This window comes from Nonomuraea sp. NPDC050556, assembly GCF_044457355.1.
In the GTDB taxonomy this organism is placed as follows: Bacteria; Actinomycetota; Actinomycetes; order Streptosporangiales; family Streptosporangiaceae; genus Nonomuraea.
Genome location: NZ_JBITGU010000002.1, coordinates 967,934 through 986,512, shown reverse-complemented (window position 1 = coordinate 986,512; position 18,579 = coordinate 967,934). Strand labels below are relative to the sequence as shown.

Below are 18,579 nucleotides of genomic sequence, written 5' to 3'. Positions count from 1 at the left end.
GGGGCTTCCTGGACGCTCCAAAAGGACCTGAGCCAGCGCGCCCGGGTGTGTGACGCACGAGAGGGGTGGTGTCAGGCGGGTTGGGTGGCGAGGCGGAGGGCCAGGGCGGGGCACATCTCCACGGCTCTCCGCGCGTCCCTGGCCATCCAGCCCGGGACGTTGCGGAACGACGGGAAGCCGTAGTCGTCCAGGTCGACGAACTCCGGCAGCAGATGGGCGCACAACCCGTGGCCCTCGCAGCGGGTCCAGTCGACGTCAAGCCGGTACTCGGGCTCGCCCTCCGGCTCAGGCAACGGCAACACCCCACGCACCGGCCGCCCGCACGAGCCGTGCTCCAGGTGCAGGGCGATGTCGTCGGCGAAGACGTCCAGCGCCGACAGCACGAACCTGGCGCTGCCGTCCGGATGGAAGCACGCGCCCCGCCGCTCCACCGCCCGCACGGCCCGCCGTACCGCGTCGGCGGACCCGGACCCGTCGGTCAGGGCGCACAGCGTCCTGGCCACCTCAGGCAACCCGAGCCGGCAAGGACCGCACTGCCCGGACGACTGCGCCGCCAGGTAGGTCGCGATCCTCGCCGACTCGCCCAAGGGGCACGTCGACGAGCCGAGCGGCACGATGATGCCCGCCCCCAGCTCGCCACCGGCCAGCTTCATGCCCTCCCGCGAGATCACGGCGTCGCGCGCCGCCTCCGGCCCCAGCCACGCGCCGTGGTAACCGCCGACGAGCACCCCGTCGCCGACGTCCGCGTCGCACAGCTCCAGCACCCCCCACAGCGGCATGCCCGCGCTCACCTCGATTACCGCCTCGACCGCCGCGCCGCCGCTCACGCTGAGCAGCAGCGTCCCCGGCTCGCGCGCGGTGCCCACGTCGGCGTAGCCGGGCGGCCCGAGCTCGGCGAGTACGGCGAGCTGGGCGAAGGTCTCCGCGTTGGACAGCAGCGTGGGCAGCCCGTCGACCCCCTCGTGCGCGGCGCGCTTCTTCCTGCCCGGCGGCATCGCCTCCTCGCCGTTGACGCCGCGCACCAGCGCGCCGCCCTCGCCGGAGATGAACCGCTCGGGCAGCCCGACCACCCGGATCCGCAGGTGGCTCTCCGAAGCCCCCGCGATCGTCGCCGCCCGCCGTTCTGCCACGGCGGCGGCCATCGACGCCTCGCCCACGTGGCCTTCGGCGGTCGCGACGACCACCTCGCGGGCGTGCAGCGCCTCGGCCGCCAGGATCGCGCCGTCCAGCACCAGGTGCGGCGTGCGCACCAGCAACATCTCGTCCTTGGAACTGGCCGGTTCGCCCTCGGCGGCGTTGACCAGCACGACGCTCTCGCGCGCGCCCGCAGCTTCGGCCACCGCACGCAGCTTGCGCGCGAACGGGAAGGCCGCGCCGCCCCTGCCGCGCAGGTCGACCTCGTCGACCTGCGCGAGCAGGTTCTCCAGGTCGCGCGCGGCAGGCTCGCCGTGGATGGTCCTGTGTGCGGGCAGGTCGAGCCGCCTGCAGTGGTCGAGCCCGGCCGTCAACCTGGCCGGGCCGAGCCTGAGCACGTGCGGCACGCGGTGCGGGATCATCCGGCCCTCCTGTAGTCGGCGAGGCTGATGGGCTGAACGAGGTCCGGCGCGGCCTCAGCCGGGGCAGCCGCCACCTCCGGCGCCTCGACAGGCTCGGGTACGGCGGGCGGGCGCAGCAGCGTGGCCGCCATGCGCACCATGAGCGCCGAGCCCACGGCGGCCAGGCACGCCACATACGACCACGCCACCCAGCCGGCCGGGGCGCGACCGGCGCTCAGGCCGTGCAGGATCGCGACCGGCCAGGCCAGGTAGGCGGCGCCGTGCAGCACCCGCCACAACCACGGGCGGGCCGTACCGGCGAACCTGCCGCGCAGGAAGCCCGTGACCACGACCACCGCCAGCAGGGCGGTGGCCGCCGTACCGAGCGCCGAGCCCTTGCTGAACTTGAGCGCCAGGTGACCGGCCAGGAACACCATCGCCGACGCCGCGGCCATGCGGTGCGCGAACTGGGCCCTGACCCGGTTGGGCGGCGAGAGGAAGACCCGTTCCGTCGCGATGAGCCCGGCCGCCACGGTCACGGTGAGGCAGACGAGGGCGAAGACGCCGAGGTAGAAGTCGAGGAAGCGCATGGCGTCGCCGAGCAGCTGGATGCCGCGCTCGGACCTGGTCAGCGCGAACACCGACAGCAGGACGGCCGTGCCCGACGCGCTCAGACCCAGGCGGATGTTCCTGGAGTCGAGCTTCGACGGCGCGTGGCGCGGTTGTCGTCTGTGGAGCATGTGATCCTCCCAGGGGTTCGGTTGAGGGCGTTGCCCGGGAGAGATCGCTGCTAGCAGCGGCGGCCGCGGTTGATGCAGTTCACCGCGAAGGCCATCAGCCGGTCAGGCATCACGTTGGCGAAGTCCGCGTGGTCGGTGATCGGGTTGTGCTTCTGCTCGGGGAAGGCGTCCACCGCGAACGACGGGCCCTGCGGCACCGAGTAGGTGAGGATCATCCGCAGCTGCGGGATCGCCCTGGTGCCCTGCGGGCAGGCGCCGCTCTGCTCGGGGAAGAGGACGTGGGTGCGGTGGTTGGCGCTGTCGGTGTTCTGGCCGTCCCAGCAGCTCGGGAAGTCCAGGATGCGCATCACCTGGCTGAAGCGCGGGCACAGCGGATACTGCGTGGTGATCCGGTTGGTGAACCCGGTGCACGTCCACTGGGCGCGGGCGTTGGCGCCGCCGTTCGTGGCGGCCTTGGCGTCGCCGGTGATCAGCCGCAGGAACCTCGGCATGGCCACGACCCTGCTGCCGGGGTTGCCGCGGAAGACCAGCGTGACCGATCGGGGCCTGAGCACCCGGCCGACGTTGCCGTCGGGGTCCTGGACGTTGTCGTCGACCTTGCGGTCCCTGAGCACGGGCCAGAAGTAGGTGGAGCGGTCGTTGAACCGGCACGTGGTTCCGGCCGCGGCCAGGCTCTGGTCGGTGGAGAAGCCGTTGGTGGACAGGTTGCCGACGTAGTCGTGCAGGTGGTGGGCGCCGTTGCTGACGCCGGGGGCGACGATGAAGTTGTCGGGGTTGTTGTGGCCGTTGCGGTTGGTGCCGCACTCGGAGACGAACGAGCCCCTGCCGCCGCTCAGGCCCGTGCCGTTGGGCTGGACGCGGCGGATGTCGACGAAGTCGGTGACGAACGGGCCGAGGTCGGCGCACTCGTCATCGTGGTCGGCGCTGGCACTCGGGCTGGCCGTGGGGCTGGCGCTCGGTGACGGGGTGGGGCGCCGTCGCTGGCTGGGCTCTGCCGTGGGCTCCGTTGTCGGCTCCTGCGTCGGGTCCTGGGTCGTCGGCTGCTGTGACGGCTCCTCGGAGGCGGTACGGCTGGGCGTCGGCGTCGCACTGGGGGCGGGGCTCGGTGCGGCTCTTCCGCCGCCCTGGCCCTGTTGATCTTGCTGGTCCTGCTGGTCCTGCTGGTCCTGCTGGTTCTGCTGGTCGGGCTGGGCCTGCTGCTGCGTACCCTGCTTGGCCGGGTCGCAGTGGTCGGCTCTGGCGGGGGTGGCCACGAGCACGGCCGCGGACACCAGGCCGCCCGCGGTCATGGCCAGCGCGGACAGCGCCGCCGCCATGCGTGTGGATCTCCTCATGGGTTCTCTCTCCTTGGTTCTGCCGCAACAGGAACAGGTGAGGGTGTGGGGGGTTCTGGCAGGCTGTCGAAGTCGACGAGGCCGGTGGACTCCAGCAGCGTCATGTGCTTGAGCACGACCGCGTTGGCCTGCGTGGCGAAGCGCCGCATCTCGTCGTTGCGCGTTCCGGCGCGCACCGCCGCGATGGCGGTGAAGACCTTGCCGTGGGCCAGGCGCAGGAAGTTGGCGAAGTCCCTGTCGTAGGCGGTGCCGGTCACCGCGGAGAGCTGGGCCATCCAGCCCTGCTGGTCGGCGTTGGGCTGGCTGGGCAGGACCACATCGAGCCTGGCCGCCAGTTCCCTGGTGACCTTGTCGAGCTTGGTGTGGTCCTCGACCAGGTGCATGCCGACGTCCTTGACCTTCTCGCTGCTCGCCCGCTGCTGGGCCTGCTGGCCGGTGGGGATCTCCCAGAGCCCGGCCTGCCGTACCTTGGCCAGCAGGTCGCGGTCGGCGGGGCCGAGCGGACCTCCTTCCGCCTGCGTCCACCCGGACCGGCCCTGCGTGCCCGTGGGCGGGATGACCAGCAGGATGGTGATGGTCGCCGCCAATGCGAAGCCCGCGGCCATGAGGATTTCCCCGAGGCCGAGGCGGCGGGAGAGAAGCCGGAGCGCAGGAGCTCGTGACGAGAGCGCGAGGGACGAGCCAACGAGGAGCGAAGCGGGCGCGACCATAAGCACGTGCATGGTCGGAGGTACGCGGAGTCAGGTGGGGCGGTTCATCTCATGGGGTGAGATAGTCAGAAATGACTGGAGTTATCGGAGTGACTACCGGAGTGATAACGAAGGTGTAAAGATGTGCCCCGTGCTAGGTCACCTCGACGGCAGGTTCGAGAGTGCGGACGCCGAGGCAGAACATCGCATAGCGGTGCTCTACCAGGAGTTTCGCGGCCCGCTGTTACGTCACGTGCGCAAGTCCACCGGAAACGATCTCCAATGGGCCGAAGACGTCGTGCAGGAGACGATCGTCAGGGCCTGGCGTAACTCGGCAAGGCTGCACTGGGAACCGAGCCTCATCTGGGCGTGGCTGCTTACCGTGGCCCGCCGCATCGTGATCGACGGCCGGCGCCGCAGAAGCGCCAGGCCACCCGAGGTCGAGCCCCCAGAGGCCGACACCGTCTCCGTCCCCGACGGATGCGACCGCGCGCTGTCGGCCATCGTGGTCGCGGACGCGCTGCGCAGCCTCAGCGAAGAACACCGAGAAGTCATCGAGCAGACTTACCTCAGGGACCGTACGATAAGTGAAGCGGCGGAGATTCTGGGGATCCCGCCGGGCACGGTCAAATCGAGGCTCTACTACGGGATTCGAGCTCTCCGTGAACAGCTGCGGGAGAAGGGGGTAGCCGGCTGATGCATGAAGAGGTGGCTGCCTACGCGCTCGGTGTCCTCGACGACGAGGAGAACGAGGCGTTCGAACGTCATCTCGACACGTGCCAGCGGTGTCAGGCCGAGCTCAAGGAGCTCGCCGAGGTCCCCGAGCAGCTCGACGATCTCAAGCATTCCCCCACCACGGCCGAAGAGTCACGTTGACGCGCGTGCGCTTTTCGGGTGGTATCGGTATGCCCGGCTAATGGGCAATTTTGGGGGAGGTGCGCCCTGTGGGGGTCGACGGTAATGCGACCATGCCCCCCGACAGGCAGTTCGGCGAGGAGGGCGGCCGTCTGTCCTATGGCGGCTACCTCCGGCTGCCCGAACTGCTCGCCCAGCAACTCCCGCAGTCACAGGCCCCTGACGAGCTCCTCTTCATCACTATCCACCAGGTCTACGAGCTGTGGTTCAAGCTGCTCCTGCACGAGCTGGAAGGCGCCCGCGAGGCCATGTTCGACGGCGAACTGTGGCACGCGAAACACCTCTTCAAGCGGGTGCACGCGGTGGAACGGGTGCTGATCGAGCAGGTCGAGGTCCTCGAGACGATGACGCCTCAGGACTTCATGGAGTTCAGGGCCAAGCTCGCCCCGGCGAGCGGGTTCCAGTCCGTGCAGTTCCGCGAGCTGGAGTTCCTCTCCGGCGCCAAGGACGAGAGCTACCTGACCAGGCTGCGCGACGCCTCCGACACGGAACTCGCCAGGCTGGGCGGGCGATTGCGGGAACCCACCCTGTGGGATGCTTACCTCACCGCCCTCTCCCAGCGCGGGTTCGCGGTCTCCGACGAGGAGATCATGGATTCGCTGCTGGCCGTGGCGAGGGATCGCAGGACGCACGACGACCTGTGGCAACTGGCCGAAGACCTGCTGACGCACGACGAGACCGCCGCGCTGTGGCGGACCCGTCACGTCCAGATGGTCGAACGGCAGATCGGCACCAAGTCGGGCACAGGTGGCTCGACCGGCGCGCCCTACCTGCGAGGTCGGACGCGCCTGCACTACTACCCCCTGCTGTGGGAACTAAGGGGCTGGCTATGACCAGCCGCAACTATGGCAAACCCTCACAAAGGAGTGAGAGCGAAATGCCGCTCGACGAGGCCAAGGACGAGCTGCTCCAGCGCGCAGCACAGAGGTGCGCCGTGGGCAACGACCACGTCAGCCCCGAGGAGGCCCTCGCCTTCCTCCGGGTCTACTACCGGCATGTCGCGCCAGAGGACCTCCTGGACCGCAACCCGGTCGACGTGTACGGCCCGGCCATGTCGCAGAAGCAGCTGGCCGAGGTCCGCCCCCAGGGCAGGGCGGTCGTGCGGGCCTACACCCCCACGCTTGAGGAGAACGGCTGGGAGCCCGGCCACTCCGTGGTCGAGGTGGTCACCGACGACATGCCGTTCCTGGTCGACTCGGTGACGATGGAGCTCGACAGGCACGACATCGGCACCCACCTGATCGTCCACCCGCAGATGCGGGTGCGCCGCGACATGACCGGGCGCATGCTCGGGCGCGGCATGGAGGACGTCACCGGCCAGATGCTGGTCGAGTCGTGGATGCACATCGAGATCGACCGCCAGGCCGACCCCGAGGTGCTCCAGCGGCTGGAGGCCGACCTCCAGCGGGTGCTGTCCGACGTACGGCACGCGGTCGAGGACTTCGCCAAAATGCGCGCGCTGGCCGTACAGACCGCCGAGGACCTGTCGATCAACCCGCCGCCGCTGGAGCCCGCCGAGGTCGAGGACAGCCTCGACCTGCTGCGCTGGCTCGCCGACGGGCACTTCACCTTCCTCGGCTACCGCGAGTACCGCCTTGAGGACAGCCCGGACGGCGAGACGCTGAAGGCCGTGCCAGGGGCCGCGCTCGGCATCCTGCGCGACGACAGGGTCTCCTCCGAGAGCTTCTCCTCCCTGCCCGCCGAGCTGCGGGCCAAGGCGCGCGAGAAGCAGCTGCTGATCATCACCAAGGCGAACTCGCGGGCCACCGTGCACCGCTCCGCCTACCTCGACTACGTCGGCGTGAAGCTGTTCTCGCCCGACGGCGAGGTGATCGGCGAGCGGCGCTTCCTCGGCCTGTTCACCCACGTCGCCTACAACGAGTCGATCTCCAGGATCCCGGTCCTGCGGCGCAAGCTCGCCGACGTGCTCGACCTGGCCGGGCTGACCGCCGACTCGCACGACGGCAAGGACCTCATCGAGATCCTGGAGACCTTCCCGCGCGACGAGCTCTTCCAGACCAGCACCGAGGAGCTGCTGCCGATCGCGCTCGGCGTGCTCAGGCTGCGCGAGCGCAAGCAGGTCAAGCTGTTCCTGCGCCGCGACGACTACGGCCGCTTCATCTCCTGCCTGGTCTACCTGCCCCGCGACCGCTACACCACCAAGGTGCGGCTGAAGATGCAGGAGCTGCTGATCAAGGCGCTGGGCGGCACCACGCTCGACTACAGCGCGATGATCGGCGAGTCCGCGCTGGCCAGGCTGCACGTCGTGGTGCGCGGCGAGCGCGGCAGGCCGCTGCCGCCGCCGAGCGTGGACGTGGAGGAGCTGGAGTCGCGCCTGGCCGCCGTCACCCGCTCGTGGGAGGACGACCTGGCGACCGCGATCGCCGAGATGACCTCCGAGGACGAGGCCCCCGCCCTCACCCGGCAGTACCAGAACGCCTTCCCCGAGGGCTACAAGGCCGACTTCCCGCCGAAGATGGCGGTCGTGGACCTCAAGCGCCTGGAGTCGCTGGTCGGCAAGGACGAGATCGGCATCAACCTCTACGAGCCGTACGACGCCACCGAGGGCGAGCGCCGACTCAAGATCTACAAGCACGGCTCAGCGGTGTCGCTGTCGAAGATGCTCCCGCTGATCCAGCGGCTCGGCGTCGAGGTGGTCGACGAGCGCCCCTACGAGATCGACCGCGACAACGACCCGGCCACCAAGGACGCCTGGATCTACGACTTCGGCCTGCGTTACACGCCGTCCGCCGACGTCGACCGCAACGGCTTCAAGAAGCTCTTCCAGGACGGCCTGGCCGCCCTGTGGCGCGGCGACGCCACGGCGGACAACTTCAACGCGCTGATCCTGCTGGGCGGGCTGACCTGGGAGCAGGTGGAGATCCTCCGCGTCTACGCCAAGTACCTGCGCCAGGCAGGAAGCACCTTCAGCCAGCGGTACATGGAACGCGTCCTCACCCACAACGTGAAGCTGGCCAGGCTCCTGGTGCGGCTGTTCGAGGCGCGCCTCGACCCCAAGCGCCCCGACGACGTGCGCACCGACCTGTCCGAGGCGCTGTCCGAGGAGATCCTCGGCGCGCTCGACGAGGTCGCCTCGCTGGACGAGGACCGCATCCTGCGCGCCTACCTGGAGATGATGCAGGCCACGCTGCGCACCAACTACTACCAGCGCGACGCGGACGGCAAGCGCAAGCCGTACATCTCCCTGAAGTTCGACCCGCAGGCGATCAGCGTTCTGCCGCTGCCCAGGCCGCAGTACGAGATCTTCGTCTACTCGCCCCGGGTCGAGGGCGTGCACCTGCGCTTCGGCAAGGTCGCGCGCGGCGGGCTGCGGTGGTCCGACCGCATGGAGGACTTCAGGACCGAGGTCCTCGGCCTGGTCAAGGCGCAGATGGTGAAGAACACCGTCATCGTGCCGACCGGGTCCAAGGGCGGCTTCGTGGTCAAGCGCCCGCCCGCCTCAGGAACCCGCGAGGACGTGCTGGCCGAGGGCGTGGCCTGCTACCGGATGTTCATCTCCGGCCTGCTCGACGTGACCGACAACCTGGTCGACGGCCAGGTCGTGCCGCCGCCGGACGTCGTGCGCCACGACGGCGACGACACCTACCTGGTGGTCGCCGCAGACAAGGGCACGGCGACGTTCTCCGACATCGCCAACAGCGTGAGCAAGGAGTACGGCTTCTGGCTCGGTGACGCGTTCGCCTCCGGCGGCTCGATCGGCTACGACCACAAGGCCATGGGCATCACCGCGCGCGGCGCGTGGGAGTCGGTCAAGTACCACTTCCGCACCACGGGCACGGACGTGCAGACCACCGACTTCACCGTGGTCGGCATCGGCGACATGTCCGGCGACGTGTTCGGCAACGGCATGCTGCTCTCCGAGCACATCAAGCTGGTCGCCGCGTTCGACCACCGCCACATCTTCATCGACCCCGACCCGGACCCCGCCGCCTCCTTCGCCGAGCGGCAGCGGATGTTCGCGCTGCCGCGCAGCTCGTGGGAGGACTACGCGCACGACCTGATCTCGGCGGGCGGCGGCGTGTGGCCGCGCACCGCCAAGTCGATCCCGCTCTCCCCGCAGACGCGCGCGCTGCTGGGCGTCGAGAACGCCTCGATGGCGCCCAACGACCTGATCAACGCCATCCTCAAGGCCGAGGTCGACCTGCTGTGGAACGGCGGCATCGGCACCTACGTCAAGTCGTCCACCGAGTCGAACGCCGACGTCGGCGACAAGGCCAACGACTCGCTCAGGGTCAACGGCAACGAGCTGCGCTGCAAGGTGGTCGGCGAGGGCGGCAACCTGGGCCTCACCCAGCTCGCCCGCATCGAGTTCGCCCTGGCCGGCGGGCTGGTCAACACCGACTTCATCGACAACTCCGCCGGTGTGGACACCTCCGACCACGAGGTCAACATCAAGATCCTCCTGGACGAGGTCGTCAGGGACGGCGAGCTCACCGACAAGCAGCGCAACCAGGTCTTCATGGAGATGACCGACGAGGTCGCCGACCTGGTCCTGCGTGACAACTACGCGCAGAACGTGGTGCTGGCCGCCGCCCGCGCCCAGGCCGTGGAGATGCTCCACATCCACGCACGCTACCTGCGCAAGCTGGAGCGGGAGGGGCTGGTCAACCGCGACCTGGAGTTCCTGCCCTCGGACAAGACGCTCGCCGAGCGCCGCCAGGCCAGGCTCGGGCTCACCGCGCCGGAGTTCTCCGTGCTGCTCGCCTACACCAAGCTCGTGGTGGACGCCGAGCTGCTCGACTCCGACCTGCCAGACGACCCCTACCTCGCCTCCTGGCTGGTGTCCTACTTCCCGTCGGCGCTGCGCGAGCGGTTCCGCACCTACATGGACGCCCACCCGCTGCGCCGCGAGATCATCACCACCTGCGTGACGAACGAGCTGGTCAACTCCACCGGCACGACGTTCATGTTCCGCCTGGGCGAGGAGACCGGGGCCTCGGCGCCCGACATCGTACGCGCCTGGCTGGTGTCCAGGGAGGTCTTCGACTTCCCCAGCTTCACCAGGGCGGTGGAGGAGCTGGACAACAAGGTCGACACCTCCACGCAGCTCGCGATGCTGCTGGAGGCGCGCAAGCTGGCGGAACGCGGCTCCCGGTGGCTGCTGGGCAACCGGCGTCCGCCGCTGGACCTGGCCGGGTCCGTCGGGTTCTTCGTCAAGGGCGTCAACGGGCTGCTCACCCACATGCCCAAGCTGCTCACCGGGCCGGATCTGCAGGCGTTCGAGGAGCGGCGCGACGCGTTCGTCGGGCGCGGGGTGCCGGTCGAGCTGGCCGAGCGGGTGGCCGCGATGGTGCCCGCCTACTCGACGTTCGACCTGGTCGAGGTGTCCTCGCTCACCGGGCGTCCGGTCAACGAGGTGGCCGAGGTGTACTTCGACCTCGCCGACCGGCTGCAGCTCGCGCGGCTGCGCGAGCGGGTGATCGCGCTGCCCCGGGACAACCGGTGGAACGCGATGGCGCGCTCAGCGCTGCGTGACGACCTGTATGCGGCGCACGCGTCGCTCACGCGGGACGTGCTGGCGCACAGCACGCCCGGGTTGTCGCCCGAGGAGCGGCTGGCGCGGTGGTCGGAGGCCAACTCGGCGGCGGTCGGGCGGGCTCGTCAGACGTTGTCGGAGATCTGGGAGAGCGACAACTTCGACCTCGCCACGCTCTCGGTCGCGCTGCGCGCGATCCGCACCCTGGTGTCCGCCACGAGCCTGCCCCACACGGAGGCATAACCCCCCTTTCCTGTACGGCAGGCCAGGGGATCGCCACCCGCCGACGTGCGCCCGCCGCTACATCGGTGCGTCACGCACCGATGTAGCGGCGGGAAGGCTGTTGCGGCGCCTGCCAATGTGCTGCGGCGGGAAGGGGCGTCGGCGGGTGGCTGTCCGCCGGCTCCGCCGTACGGGAAAAGGGTCCTAGTCCGCCGACGCGCGGGTGATCGCGGAGTCGTGGGCGAGGACGGCGGCCTGGCCGGTCGCCGAGGAAGCGGGCGGGATCGAGGCGGTGTACTGCTGCGTCTCGAACACCTTGAGCTGGTGCTGCGCCGTCTGCTTCGGCTCGCCCGCGCGCTCGGGCGGGAGCAGGCGCTGGATGGCCTCCGGGATCGGCACGCCCGGCCCCTTGGGGTCCACGTCGTTCGTCGTGGTGGACGTGCGGGTCAGCGAGTACTGCACCAGCGCGCCGCCGTCCGTGGTGCGCAGCGCGTAGATCGGGTAGTCGCCCGCCGTGAAGATCGAGTCGTAGCCGAAGCCCTGGCCCATCCGTCTGGCCTTCTCCCTGGCCGCCTCGATCTGCTCGGCGATCTTCGTCGTGTACAGCCCAGGCGCGATCAGCTCGCCGGTGATCCCCTTCGGACCAGACTCGGCCACCGACGCGTGCAGCGACGACACGAACCTCGGGCTGATCAGCACGCTCTTGTCGTCCAGCGGCAGCGCCTCCGCGTAACCGTCGGCGTCGATCTTCACCTCGGGCAGCACCGTGTCGGGCTCCAGCAGCGTCAGCGAGCTCAGCCGCCAGTCGGGCGACTTGGCGAAGGTGAGGATCGCCTCCCTGCCGTCCCGCTTGGTCAGCACGGTGAACCACGGCATCGCGCTGCCGGGATCCAGCTTCGGCACGACCAGCCTCGGCGGCCCCCACGTGTGCCGTGGCGGCTTGTAGCCGGTCAGCTGGTATGCCGCGATGACCAGCTGGGCCTGGGCGCCGGAGGTGAGGTCGAGGGCGTCCTTGAGGGTGGCGGTGAGGTTCTGGTCGGCGCGCAGCGCGGCGCGCAGCAGGTCGTCCGACGCGATGTACTCGGCGAAGACCGCCGCCGCCTCCGTGGGAGTGACGGGCGGTTCCGTGGGTGCTGGAGTGGGCGTGGCCGGCGCGCTCGTCGCCGCGGCGACCGGGGTCGGCAACCCCTCCGAACTGCTGGTACACGCCGCGACGGTCAGGAGACCGGCGAGCGCCAGCACTCTCCACTGACCGTATGCACGCACCTCGCCATGTTATGGGGTGTGCATGGGTCGCGTACCCTTAGGAGACGTGGCAGTCATCGATCCCGCAGAAGAGATCAGCGAGCTCAGCGGCACGCTCCGCAGCATTATGGACGTGCTCGACCTCGAGGCGATGCGCAAGCAGATCGCGGAGCTGGGGGAGCAGGTTGCCGCGCCCGACCTCTGGGACGACGCCGAGGCCGCGCAGAAGGTCACCAGCAAGCTGTCCCACCTGCAGGCCGATCTCAACCGCGTCGAGGGGCTGGTCAGCCGGGTCGACGACCTGACCGTCCTCTACGAGCTCGCGGCCGAGGAGGACGACGAGGCCACCAAGCTGGAGGCCGACAAGGAGCTCGCCTCGCTGCGCTCCGACATCGGCGCGCTGGAGGTCCGCACGCTGCTGTCCGGGCCCTACGACGCCCGCGAGGCGCTCGTCACGATCAACTCCCAGGCCGGCGGCGTCGACGCGGCCGACTGGGCCGAGATGCTGCTGCGCATGTACCTGCGCTGGGCCGAGCGCAAGGGCTACGGCACCGAGGTCTACGACACCTCCTACGCGGAAGAGGCCGGCATCAAGTCGGCCACCTTCACCGTCAAGGCCCCCTACGCGTACGGCACGCTGCGCGGCGAGCACGGCACCCACCGCCTGGTGCGGATCAGCCCGTTCGACAACCAGGGCCGCCGCCAGACCTCGTTCGCCGGTGTGGACATCGTGCCCGTCGTCGAGCAGACCGACCACATCGAGATCAACGAGGACGACCTGCGCGTCGACGTCTACCGCTCCAGCGGTCCCGGCGGCCAGGGCGTCAACACCACCGACTCGGCCGTGCGCATCACGCACATCCCGACCGGCATCGTGGTCTCCTGCCAGAACGAGCGCTCCCAGCTGCAGAACCGCGCCTCGGCGATGAACGTGCTGCAGGCCAAGCTGCTGGAGCGCAAGCGGCAGGAGGAGGCGGAGAAGATGTCGGAGCTGCGCGGCGCCTCCACCACCTCGTGGGGCACCCAGATCCGCAACTACGTGCTGCACCCGTACCAGATCGTGAAGGACCTGCGCACGGGCACGGAGGCGGGCAACCCGTCAGCGGTGCTCGACGGCGACATCGACGAGTTCATCGAGAGCGAGATCCGCTGGATGCGCCGCCAGGAGTCAGAGGCCAACTAGGTGCTTGAGCACCAGCGCGAGCAGGAGCAACGTCAGCAGCGCCGCGACGACGACCGTGGGTGAGATGCCACCGTGCTGGTGCATGCGCTCACGGTTGGCGCGGCAGAGCGCGCACCGGCCTTCGATGACCGGATGGGCACACTGGGCGCATACGAGGTGTTCGCAACTCATGTCGTCCCCAGTCTAGAACACAATCGTTTTGTTTCTGTTATGGACGTTCCATGCCAGTCTTCCCCCTAGACTGTGCTCTGGCCAATCGGAACGTCGATCATTAGTAAAGATGGACGCCCCCGATGGGCCGCGGCAGGAAGTGGGCATGTGCCACCCTTGCTTCCGCCCTGACCCCTAGACTGGCATGCCGTGATGCTCTCGTGATCCATTTCGATAATGTCACCAAGGTCTACGTGAACCAGAACAGGCCCGCCCTCGACCACGTCTCGGTTGACGTGGACAAGGGTGAGTTCGTGTTCCTCGTCGGTCCCTCGGGATCGGGCAAGTCCACCTTCCTGCGACTGATTCTCAAGGAAGAGCGGCCCAACTCCGGCGCGATCCACGTCGCCGGCAAGGACCTGGCTCGCCTGTCCAACTTCAAGGTGCCGCACCTGCGCCGCCGCATCGGCTGCGTGTTCCAGGACTTCCGGCTGCTCCCGAACAAGAACGTCTACGAGAACGTGGCGTTCGCGCTCGAGGTCATCGGCAAGCCCAGGCGGTTCATCCGCAAGGTGGTTCCCGAGGTCATCGAGCTGGTCGGCCTCGAGGGCAAGGCGCACCGGATGCCCGACGAGCTGTCCGGTGGCGAGCAGCAGCGTGTGGCCATGGCCCGCGCGTTCGTCAACCGGCCGATGATCCTGCTGGCCGACGAGCCGACGGGCAACATCGACCCCGCGACGAGCATCGGCATCATGAAGGTGCTCGACCGGATCAACAGGACCGGCACTACGGTCGTCATGGCCACGCACGACGCGGCCATCGTCGACTCCATGCGCAAACGGGTCGTGGAGCTGGAGGACGGCAAGATCGTCCGGGACCAGTCGCGTGGCGTTTACGGCCAGGCGTACTGACAGGGAGCTACAGACAGAACATGCGGGCGAACTTCATCCTTTCCGAGGTCTGGATCGGCCTCCGTCGCAATCTGACCATGACGATCGCGGTCGTGATGACCGTGGCCGTCGGCATGGCGATGCTCGGCGTCGGCCTGCTGGTCGGCAAGCAGGTCAATCTCATGAAGGACTTCTGGTACGACAAGGTTGAAGTATCAGTCTTCCTCTGTAACAAGGCCGCCCCGATGCCCGCGTGCAACGGCAAGGGCATCTCGAACGAGCAGACCTCCACCCTTCAGGCGGCGCTCAAGAAGATGCCCGGCGTCGAGAACGTCATCTACGAGGACCAGGCGCAGGCGTACAAGAACTACCTGGAGACGGCCGACAAGACCATGGCCTCCGTGGCCAAGGCCGAGGACATGCCGACCTCCTTCCGGATCAAGCTCGCCGACCCCAACGGTTCGGCCGCGCTCGTCCAGCAGATCGTCGGCCAGCCGGGTGTCGCGGCGGTGAAGGACCACAAGGACCTGCTCAGCCAGTTCTTCAAGCTGCTCGACAAGATCAGTTTGGCCTCGATGATCCTGGCGGGTGCGCTGGTGGTCGCGGCCATCCTGCTCATCGGCAACACGGTGCGGCTGTCGGCGTTCAACCGGCGCAGGGAGACCGGCATCATGCGGCTGGTCGGCGCGTCGAACCTCTACATCCAGCTGCCCTTCGTGATGGAGGGCGTCATCGCCGGCATGATCGGCGGCGTGCTGGCCGCCATTACGCTCATCGTGGCCAAGGTCTTCCTCTTCGACGGCGTGCAGGCCTACATCAACGCGGGGACGCCCCTCGGGTGGGACGCCGTGGCGCAGACGATCGTGTACATCATGATCATCGGTGTGGTCATCTGTGTGCTCGCGTCCTTTGTCACACTTCGTCGTTACCTCAGGGTCTGACCGTGTTTATGGTCGCACTCCCGACGGGCCTCCGTTGGCATGGCAAGCTCGCTCTCTCCGGCCCTGCTCGTTGCTCCGGCGCCCGGTAAGGTCGAGGCATGCCACGTGAGACCGGGCGGAAGGTCATCGCCCAGAACAAGCGTGCCCGGCACGACTACCACGTCGAGGACACCTTCGAGGCGGGTCTCGTGCTCCAGGGCACAGAGGTGAAGTCCCTGCGTGAGGGCAGGGCATCGCTCGTCGACGGCTACGCCAGCATCGACGACGGCGAAGCGTGGCTGTTCAACGTGCACATCCCCGAGTACGCCCAGGGCACGTGGACCAACCACACCGCCAAGCGCAAGCGCAAGCTCCTGCTCAACCGCAAGGAGATCGACAAGCTCGCCGCGAAGACCAAGGAGGGAGGGCTCACCATCGTGCCGCTCACCCTCTACTTCAAGGACGGCAGGGCCAAGGTCGAGATCGCCGTCGCGCGCGGCAAGAAGGACTGGGACAAGCGCCAGAGCCTGGCTGAGCAGCAGGCCAAGCGGGAAATGGCCCGAGTGCTGCGACAGCGCAACAAATGAGCAGCCGCACCCGCAGGACCCTGGCCGCCGCCGTCACGCTGACGACGGCGGCCATGACGCTGACAGCCTGCTTCGAGGAGCCCTCGCCGCACGACGCGGTGCGTGACTTCCTGGTGGGCTGGCAGCGCGAGGACTACGACCTGGCGGCCAGCCGTACGGACGGGGATCCCGCGGTGGTGCGCAAGGCGCTGGCCGACGCCAAGCTCGACCTCGACGCCGCCTCCTTCCGCTTCAAGATCAAGTCGATCAAGGCGGACGGCGACCGGACGAGCGCGGCCTTCAAGGCCGAGGTCGACCTGGGGGAGAACAACCCGCTGTGGGCCTATGACGGCGCGCTGCCGCTGCACCTGGTCGGCGGGCAGTGGAAGGTGCGCTGGTCGCCCAGCGTGCTGCACCCGCAGCTGCACGAGGGCCAGCGGTTCGCCGTGGACATCAAGCCGCAGGGCCGCCAGCCGATCCAGGACCGCAACGGCGACCCGCTCCAGGGCGACGCGACGCTCTACGTGGCCGGGGTGACGCCCAGCGCGCTCAAGGCCGATCCGGCGCAGGTGTGCGCGCAGCTGGCCAAGGTGACGGGGTTCGCCCAGGACCGGCTGCTGAGCAGGGTCAGGTCCTCGCCGCCCGGCGAGTTCGTGCCGCTGGCGACGTTCGGGCGGACCAAGTTCCGCACGATCGAGAAGGATCTGCGGGCCATCGACGGCATCGTGATCCACAACCAGCCGCAGCCGGTCGCGCCGCTGGCGCCCGAGCAGATCGTCGGCAAGGTCAGCGCGCTCACAGCCGAGAGCGAGCAGCGGCTCGGCGGGCCGCAGCGCGCCGGAGACTCCGTGGGGCAGAGCGGGCTGCAGCAGGCCTACCAGGACCATCTCACCGGCTCCACGCAGACCAGGGTGATCACCCTCGATCTGAAGACGGGCGACGAGGCCGCCGAGCTGAAGAGCTGGCCGGGCAGGACGAACGGGCCGGTCGACACGACCATCGACAGCTCCACGCAGCGGGCGGCCGACGCCGCGCTCGCCGACACCGAGTCGAGCGCGCTGGTCGCCGTGAGCGCGGCGTCCGGCGAGATCCTCGCCGTGTCGACCAAGGGACTGAAGCAGGACAAGGACGCGCTGGCCGGTCACTACCCGGCGGGCACCGCGTTCTCGATCATCGCGGCGGACGCGTTGCTCGGCGCCGGGGTCAAGCCGTCGCAGAAGCTGCCGTGCCCGGCCGAGCGCACGGTCGGCGGCGCCAGGTTCCAGCAGACCGCGCTCACCACCGTGCCCAGGACGTTCACCGGCAACTTCGCCGCCGGATGCGTGACGGGGCTGGCCGCGCTCGCCCGCAGGGTGCCGACCAGCGAGCTGACCGCGAGCGCGGCGCGCTACGGCATCGGGGTGCCGTGGACGTTGCCGCTGAAGTCGTTCAGCGGCGAGGTGCCCGGCCTGGCGTCGGACGCCGACAAGGCCAGGGCGATCGCCGGGCAGAGCGTGCAGGTCTCGCCGCTGTCGATGGCGCTGGTCGCCGGGGCGGTCGCCGCTGGAACGTGGCACCCGCCGCTGCTGGTCACCAACCCGACCAGCCCGGACGCCACCGCCGAGGTCGTGCCCGCGACGAAGCCGAGCACGCGGCCGCTGTCGCCTGAGGTCCGCACGACGCTGACCGCGATGATGCGGGCGGGGGTGACGTCGGGCAGCGCCAAGCTGGCCACGGCGCCCGGGGAGCCGGTGCACGGGATCGTGGCGGGGCCGGTGGACGCGGCGAAGCCGCAGTCGTGGTTCGTGGGGTGGCAGGGGGACGTGGCGATCGCGATCCTGGCGGAGAACGCCGACCCCGCTGTGCTGGCCGGACGGTTCTTCACGGGACTTCGTAGCTCTCAGTGAAATATTAGTCACACCGAGCAACTATTGCGGGTTGCCGCTGCGTCTTACTGGGTGACTGGGCCCGCTCGGGGGGTTGCGGACTCAGTCGCCGTGATGGGCTAGGACTTCATCTCGGGGGAAGTCCTGCCGTCCGGACCGGCTCGACCCTGCCGGTCGCCCCGGGGAGTGTGCGCGTCTTGCCGCCTCTCCGGGGTTCGGGGTTATCTTTCTGTACGGCGGAGCCGTGGGACGCCCACCCGCCACATGTGGCTGAGGGCCTCCAGGGGCACGGCCGCTGACCCGCACGTGGCCGGCCGCCGTTACGGCGACGGGCCTGGGGTTTTACCGGTGTCCACGGGAATTGAGTTGGCGCTCGCCGCGTTGTCACCTGTATCGTCTTGTTGCTCGGTCCTTCGGGACCGTGTTGACAATTCCACAGGGGGTGACTGGCTTCGACTTTGACCTTGCAAGTCAGGTGAAGCGGGCCGAGGACTGCGGACATAACCTCGTTAATCCTGTGACCGCAAACCAATAAGTGCCAATTCTAAGAGCACTGTGTCCCAGGGTTCCCTGGGTCTCGCCGCCTAAGCAGCGAGAAAAACACTGTCAGCCTGAGCTCGCCTTCGGCCCAGGACCTGGCATCGCTAGAAGGCTCAACCGTTAGCCCCGGCCACGGGGACTCGCGGGAAATCTAACAGTGGCTGAGCCCGTCGGTGACACGCCTGCGTGAGCACCGGGGCTGAGAAAACGTTAAGCAGGCTGCGCCCGGAGAAGCCCTGCCTTGGGGTTGAAGGACGGGGGTTCGATTCCCCCCACCTCCACTGTGAA

Annotated in this window: 14 protein-coding genes and 1 other RNA gene; 10 read left to right on the top strand and 5 right to left on the bottom strand. The window is 68.9% G+C overall.

Translation table 11 applies throughout. The features are described 5' to 3' along the window. Positions 1 to 71 precede the first annotated feature (71 nt). The 4 genes from ACIBG8_RS22655 to ACIBG8_RS22640 are packed head-to-tail and all read right to left on the bottom strand — an operon-like array spanning position 72 to position 4,214. On the bottom strand, positions 72 to 1,556 hold the full coding sequence (locus ACIBG8_RS22655) for an NADH-ubiquinone oxidoreductase-F iron-sulfur binding region domain-containing protein (protein ID WP_397344865.1): 1,485 nt from the start codon (positions 1,554 to 1,556) through the stop codon (positions 72 to 74). After that, positions 1,553 to 2,275, bottom strand: a complete 723-nt coding sequence (locus tag ACIBG8_RS22650) for a hypothetical protein (protein ID WP_397344864.1) — start codon at positions 2,273 to 2,275, stop codon at positions 1,553 to 1,555. The genes ACIBG8_RS22655 and ACIBG8_RS22650 overlap by 4 nt, the downstream gene beginning before the upstream one ends. 50 nt (positions 2,276 to 2,325) lie before the next feature. Further along, positions 2,326 to 3,609: a DUF1996 domain-containing protein gene (locus ACIBG8_RS22645; protein ID WP_397344863.1), complete on the bottom strand. Its 1,284-nt coding sequence runs from the start codon at positions 3,607 to 3,609 to the stop codon at positions 2,326 to 2,328. Continuing rightward, entirely contained in the window at positions 3,606 to 4,214 is a 609-nt protein-coding gene (locus ACIBG8_RS22640) for a DUF4142 domain-containing protein (protein WP_397344861.1), read from the bottom strand. Before ACIBG8_RS22640 ends, ACIBG8_RS22645 begins: the two co-directional genes overlap by 4 nt. Positions 4,215 to 4,440: 226 nt before the next feature. On the opposite strand from ACIBG8_RS22640, the gene ACIBG8_RS22635 reads away from it, so the two are divergent. From ACIBG8_RS22635 to ACIBG8_RS22620, 4 genes are all read left to right on the top strand, one after another. Next, entirely contained in the window at positions 4,441 to 4,995 is a 555-nt protein-coding gene (locus tag ACIBG8_RS22635) for a sigma-70 family RNA polymerase sigma factor (RefSeq protein WP_397344859.1), read from the top strand. Next, complete coding sequence (locus ACIBG8_RS22630) at positions 4,995 to 5,174, top strand: zf-HC2 domain-containing protein (RefSeq protein WP_397344858.1); 180 nt, start codon at positions 4,995 to 4,997, stop codon at positions 5,172 to 5,174. The genes ACIBG8_RS22635 and ACIBG8_RS22630 overlap by 1 nt, the downstream gene beginning before the upstream one ends. A gap of 92 nt (positions 5,175 to 5,266) precedes the next feature. Then, the gene (locus tag ACIBG8_RS22625) at positions 5,267 to 6,046 is read left to right on the top strand and encodes a tryptophan 2,3-dioxygenase (protein WP_397344857.1); all 780 of its coding nucleotides are present in this window, start codon (positions 5,267 to 5,269) and stop codon (positions 6,044 to 6,046) included. Between the two features lie 44 nt (positions 6,047 to 6,090). Next, entirely contained in the window at positions 6,091 to 10,953 is a 4,863-nt protein-coding gene (locus ACIBG8_RS22620) for an NAD-glutamate dehydrogenase (protein WP_397344856.1), read from the top strand. A gap of 183 nt (positions 10,954 to 11,136) precedes the next feature. On the opposite strand, the gene ACIBG8_RS22615 is transcribed toward ACIBG8_RS22620, so the two are convergent. Beyond that, positions 11,137 to 12,198, bottom strand: a complete 1,062-nt coding sequence (locus ACIBG8_RS22615; protein ID WP_397344855.1) for a hypothetical protein — start codon at positions 12,196 to 12,198, stop codon at positions 11,137 to 11,139. A 46-nt stretch (positions 12,199 to 12,244) separates the two neighbouring features. Between ACIBG8_RS22615 and prfB the strand changes: the two genes are divergently transcribed. From prfB to ssrA, 6 genes are all read left to right on the top strand, one after another. Then, a complete protein-coding gene (prfB, locus tag ACIBG8_RS22610) occupies positions 12,245 to 13,360 on the top strand; it encodes a peptide chain release factor 2 (protein ID WP_397344854.1) in 1,116 nt (371 codons plus the stop codon). A 371-nt stretch (positions 13,361 to 13,731) separates the two neighbouring features. Then, positions 13,732 to 14,421: a cell division ATP-binding protein FtsE gene (gene ftsE / locus ACIBG8_RS22605; protein WP_327087309.1), complete on the top strand. Its 690-nt coding sequence runs from the start codon at positions 13,732 to 13,734 to the stop codon at positions 14,419 to 14,421. A gap of 20 nt (positions 14,422 to 14,441) precedes the next feature. Beyond that, a complete protein-coding gene (gene ftsX, locus ACIBG8_RS22600) occupies positions 14,442 to 15,341 on the top strand; it encodes a permease-like cell division protein FtsX (RefSeq protein WP_397344853.1) in 900 nt (299 codons plus the stop codon). A gap of 98 nt (positions 15,342 to 15,439) precedes the next feature. Next, positions 15,440 to 15,907, top strand: coding sequence for an SsrA-binding protein SmpB (smpB, locus tag ACIBG8_RS22595; protein WP_397344852.1), 468 nt, complete (start codon positions 15,440 to 15,442; stop codon positions 15,905 to 15,907). Then, complete coding sequence (locus tag ACIBG8_RS22590; RefSeq protein WP_397344851.1) at positions 15,904 to 17,772, top strand: penicillin-binding transpeptidase domain-containing protein; 1,869 nt, start codon at positions 15,904 to 15,906, stop codon at positions 17,770 to 17,772. Before smpB ends, ACIBG8_RS22590 begins: the two co-directional genes overlap by 4 nt. A 417-nt stretch (positions 17,773 to 18,189) precedes the next feature. Next, positions 18,190 to 18,575: a transfer-messenger RNA gene (gene ssrA / locus ACIBG8_RS22585) on the top strand. Positions 18,576 to 18,579: the final 4 nt, after the last annotated feature.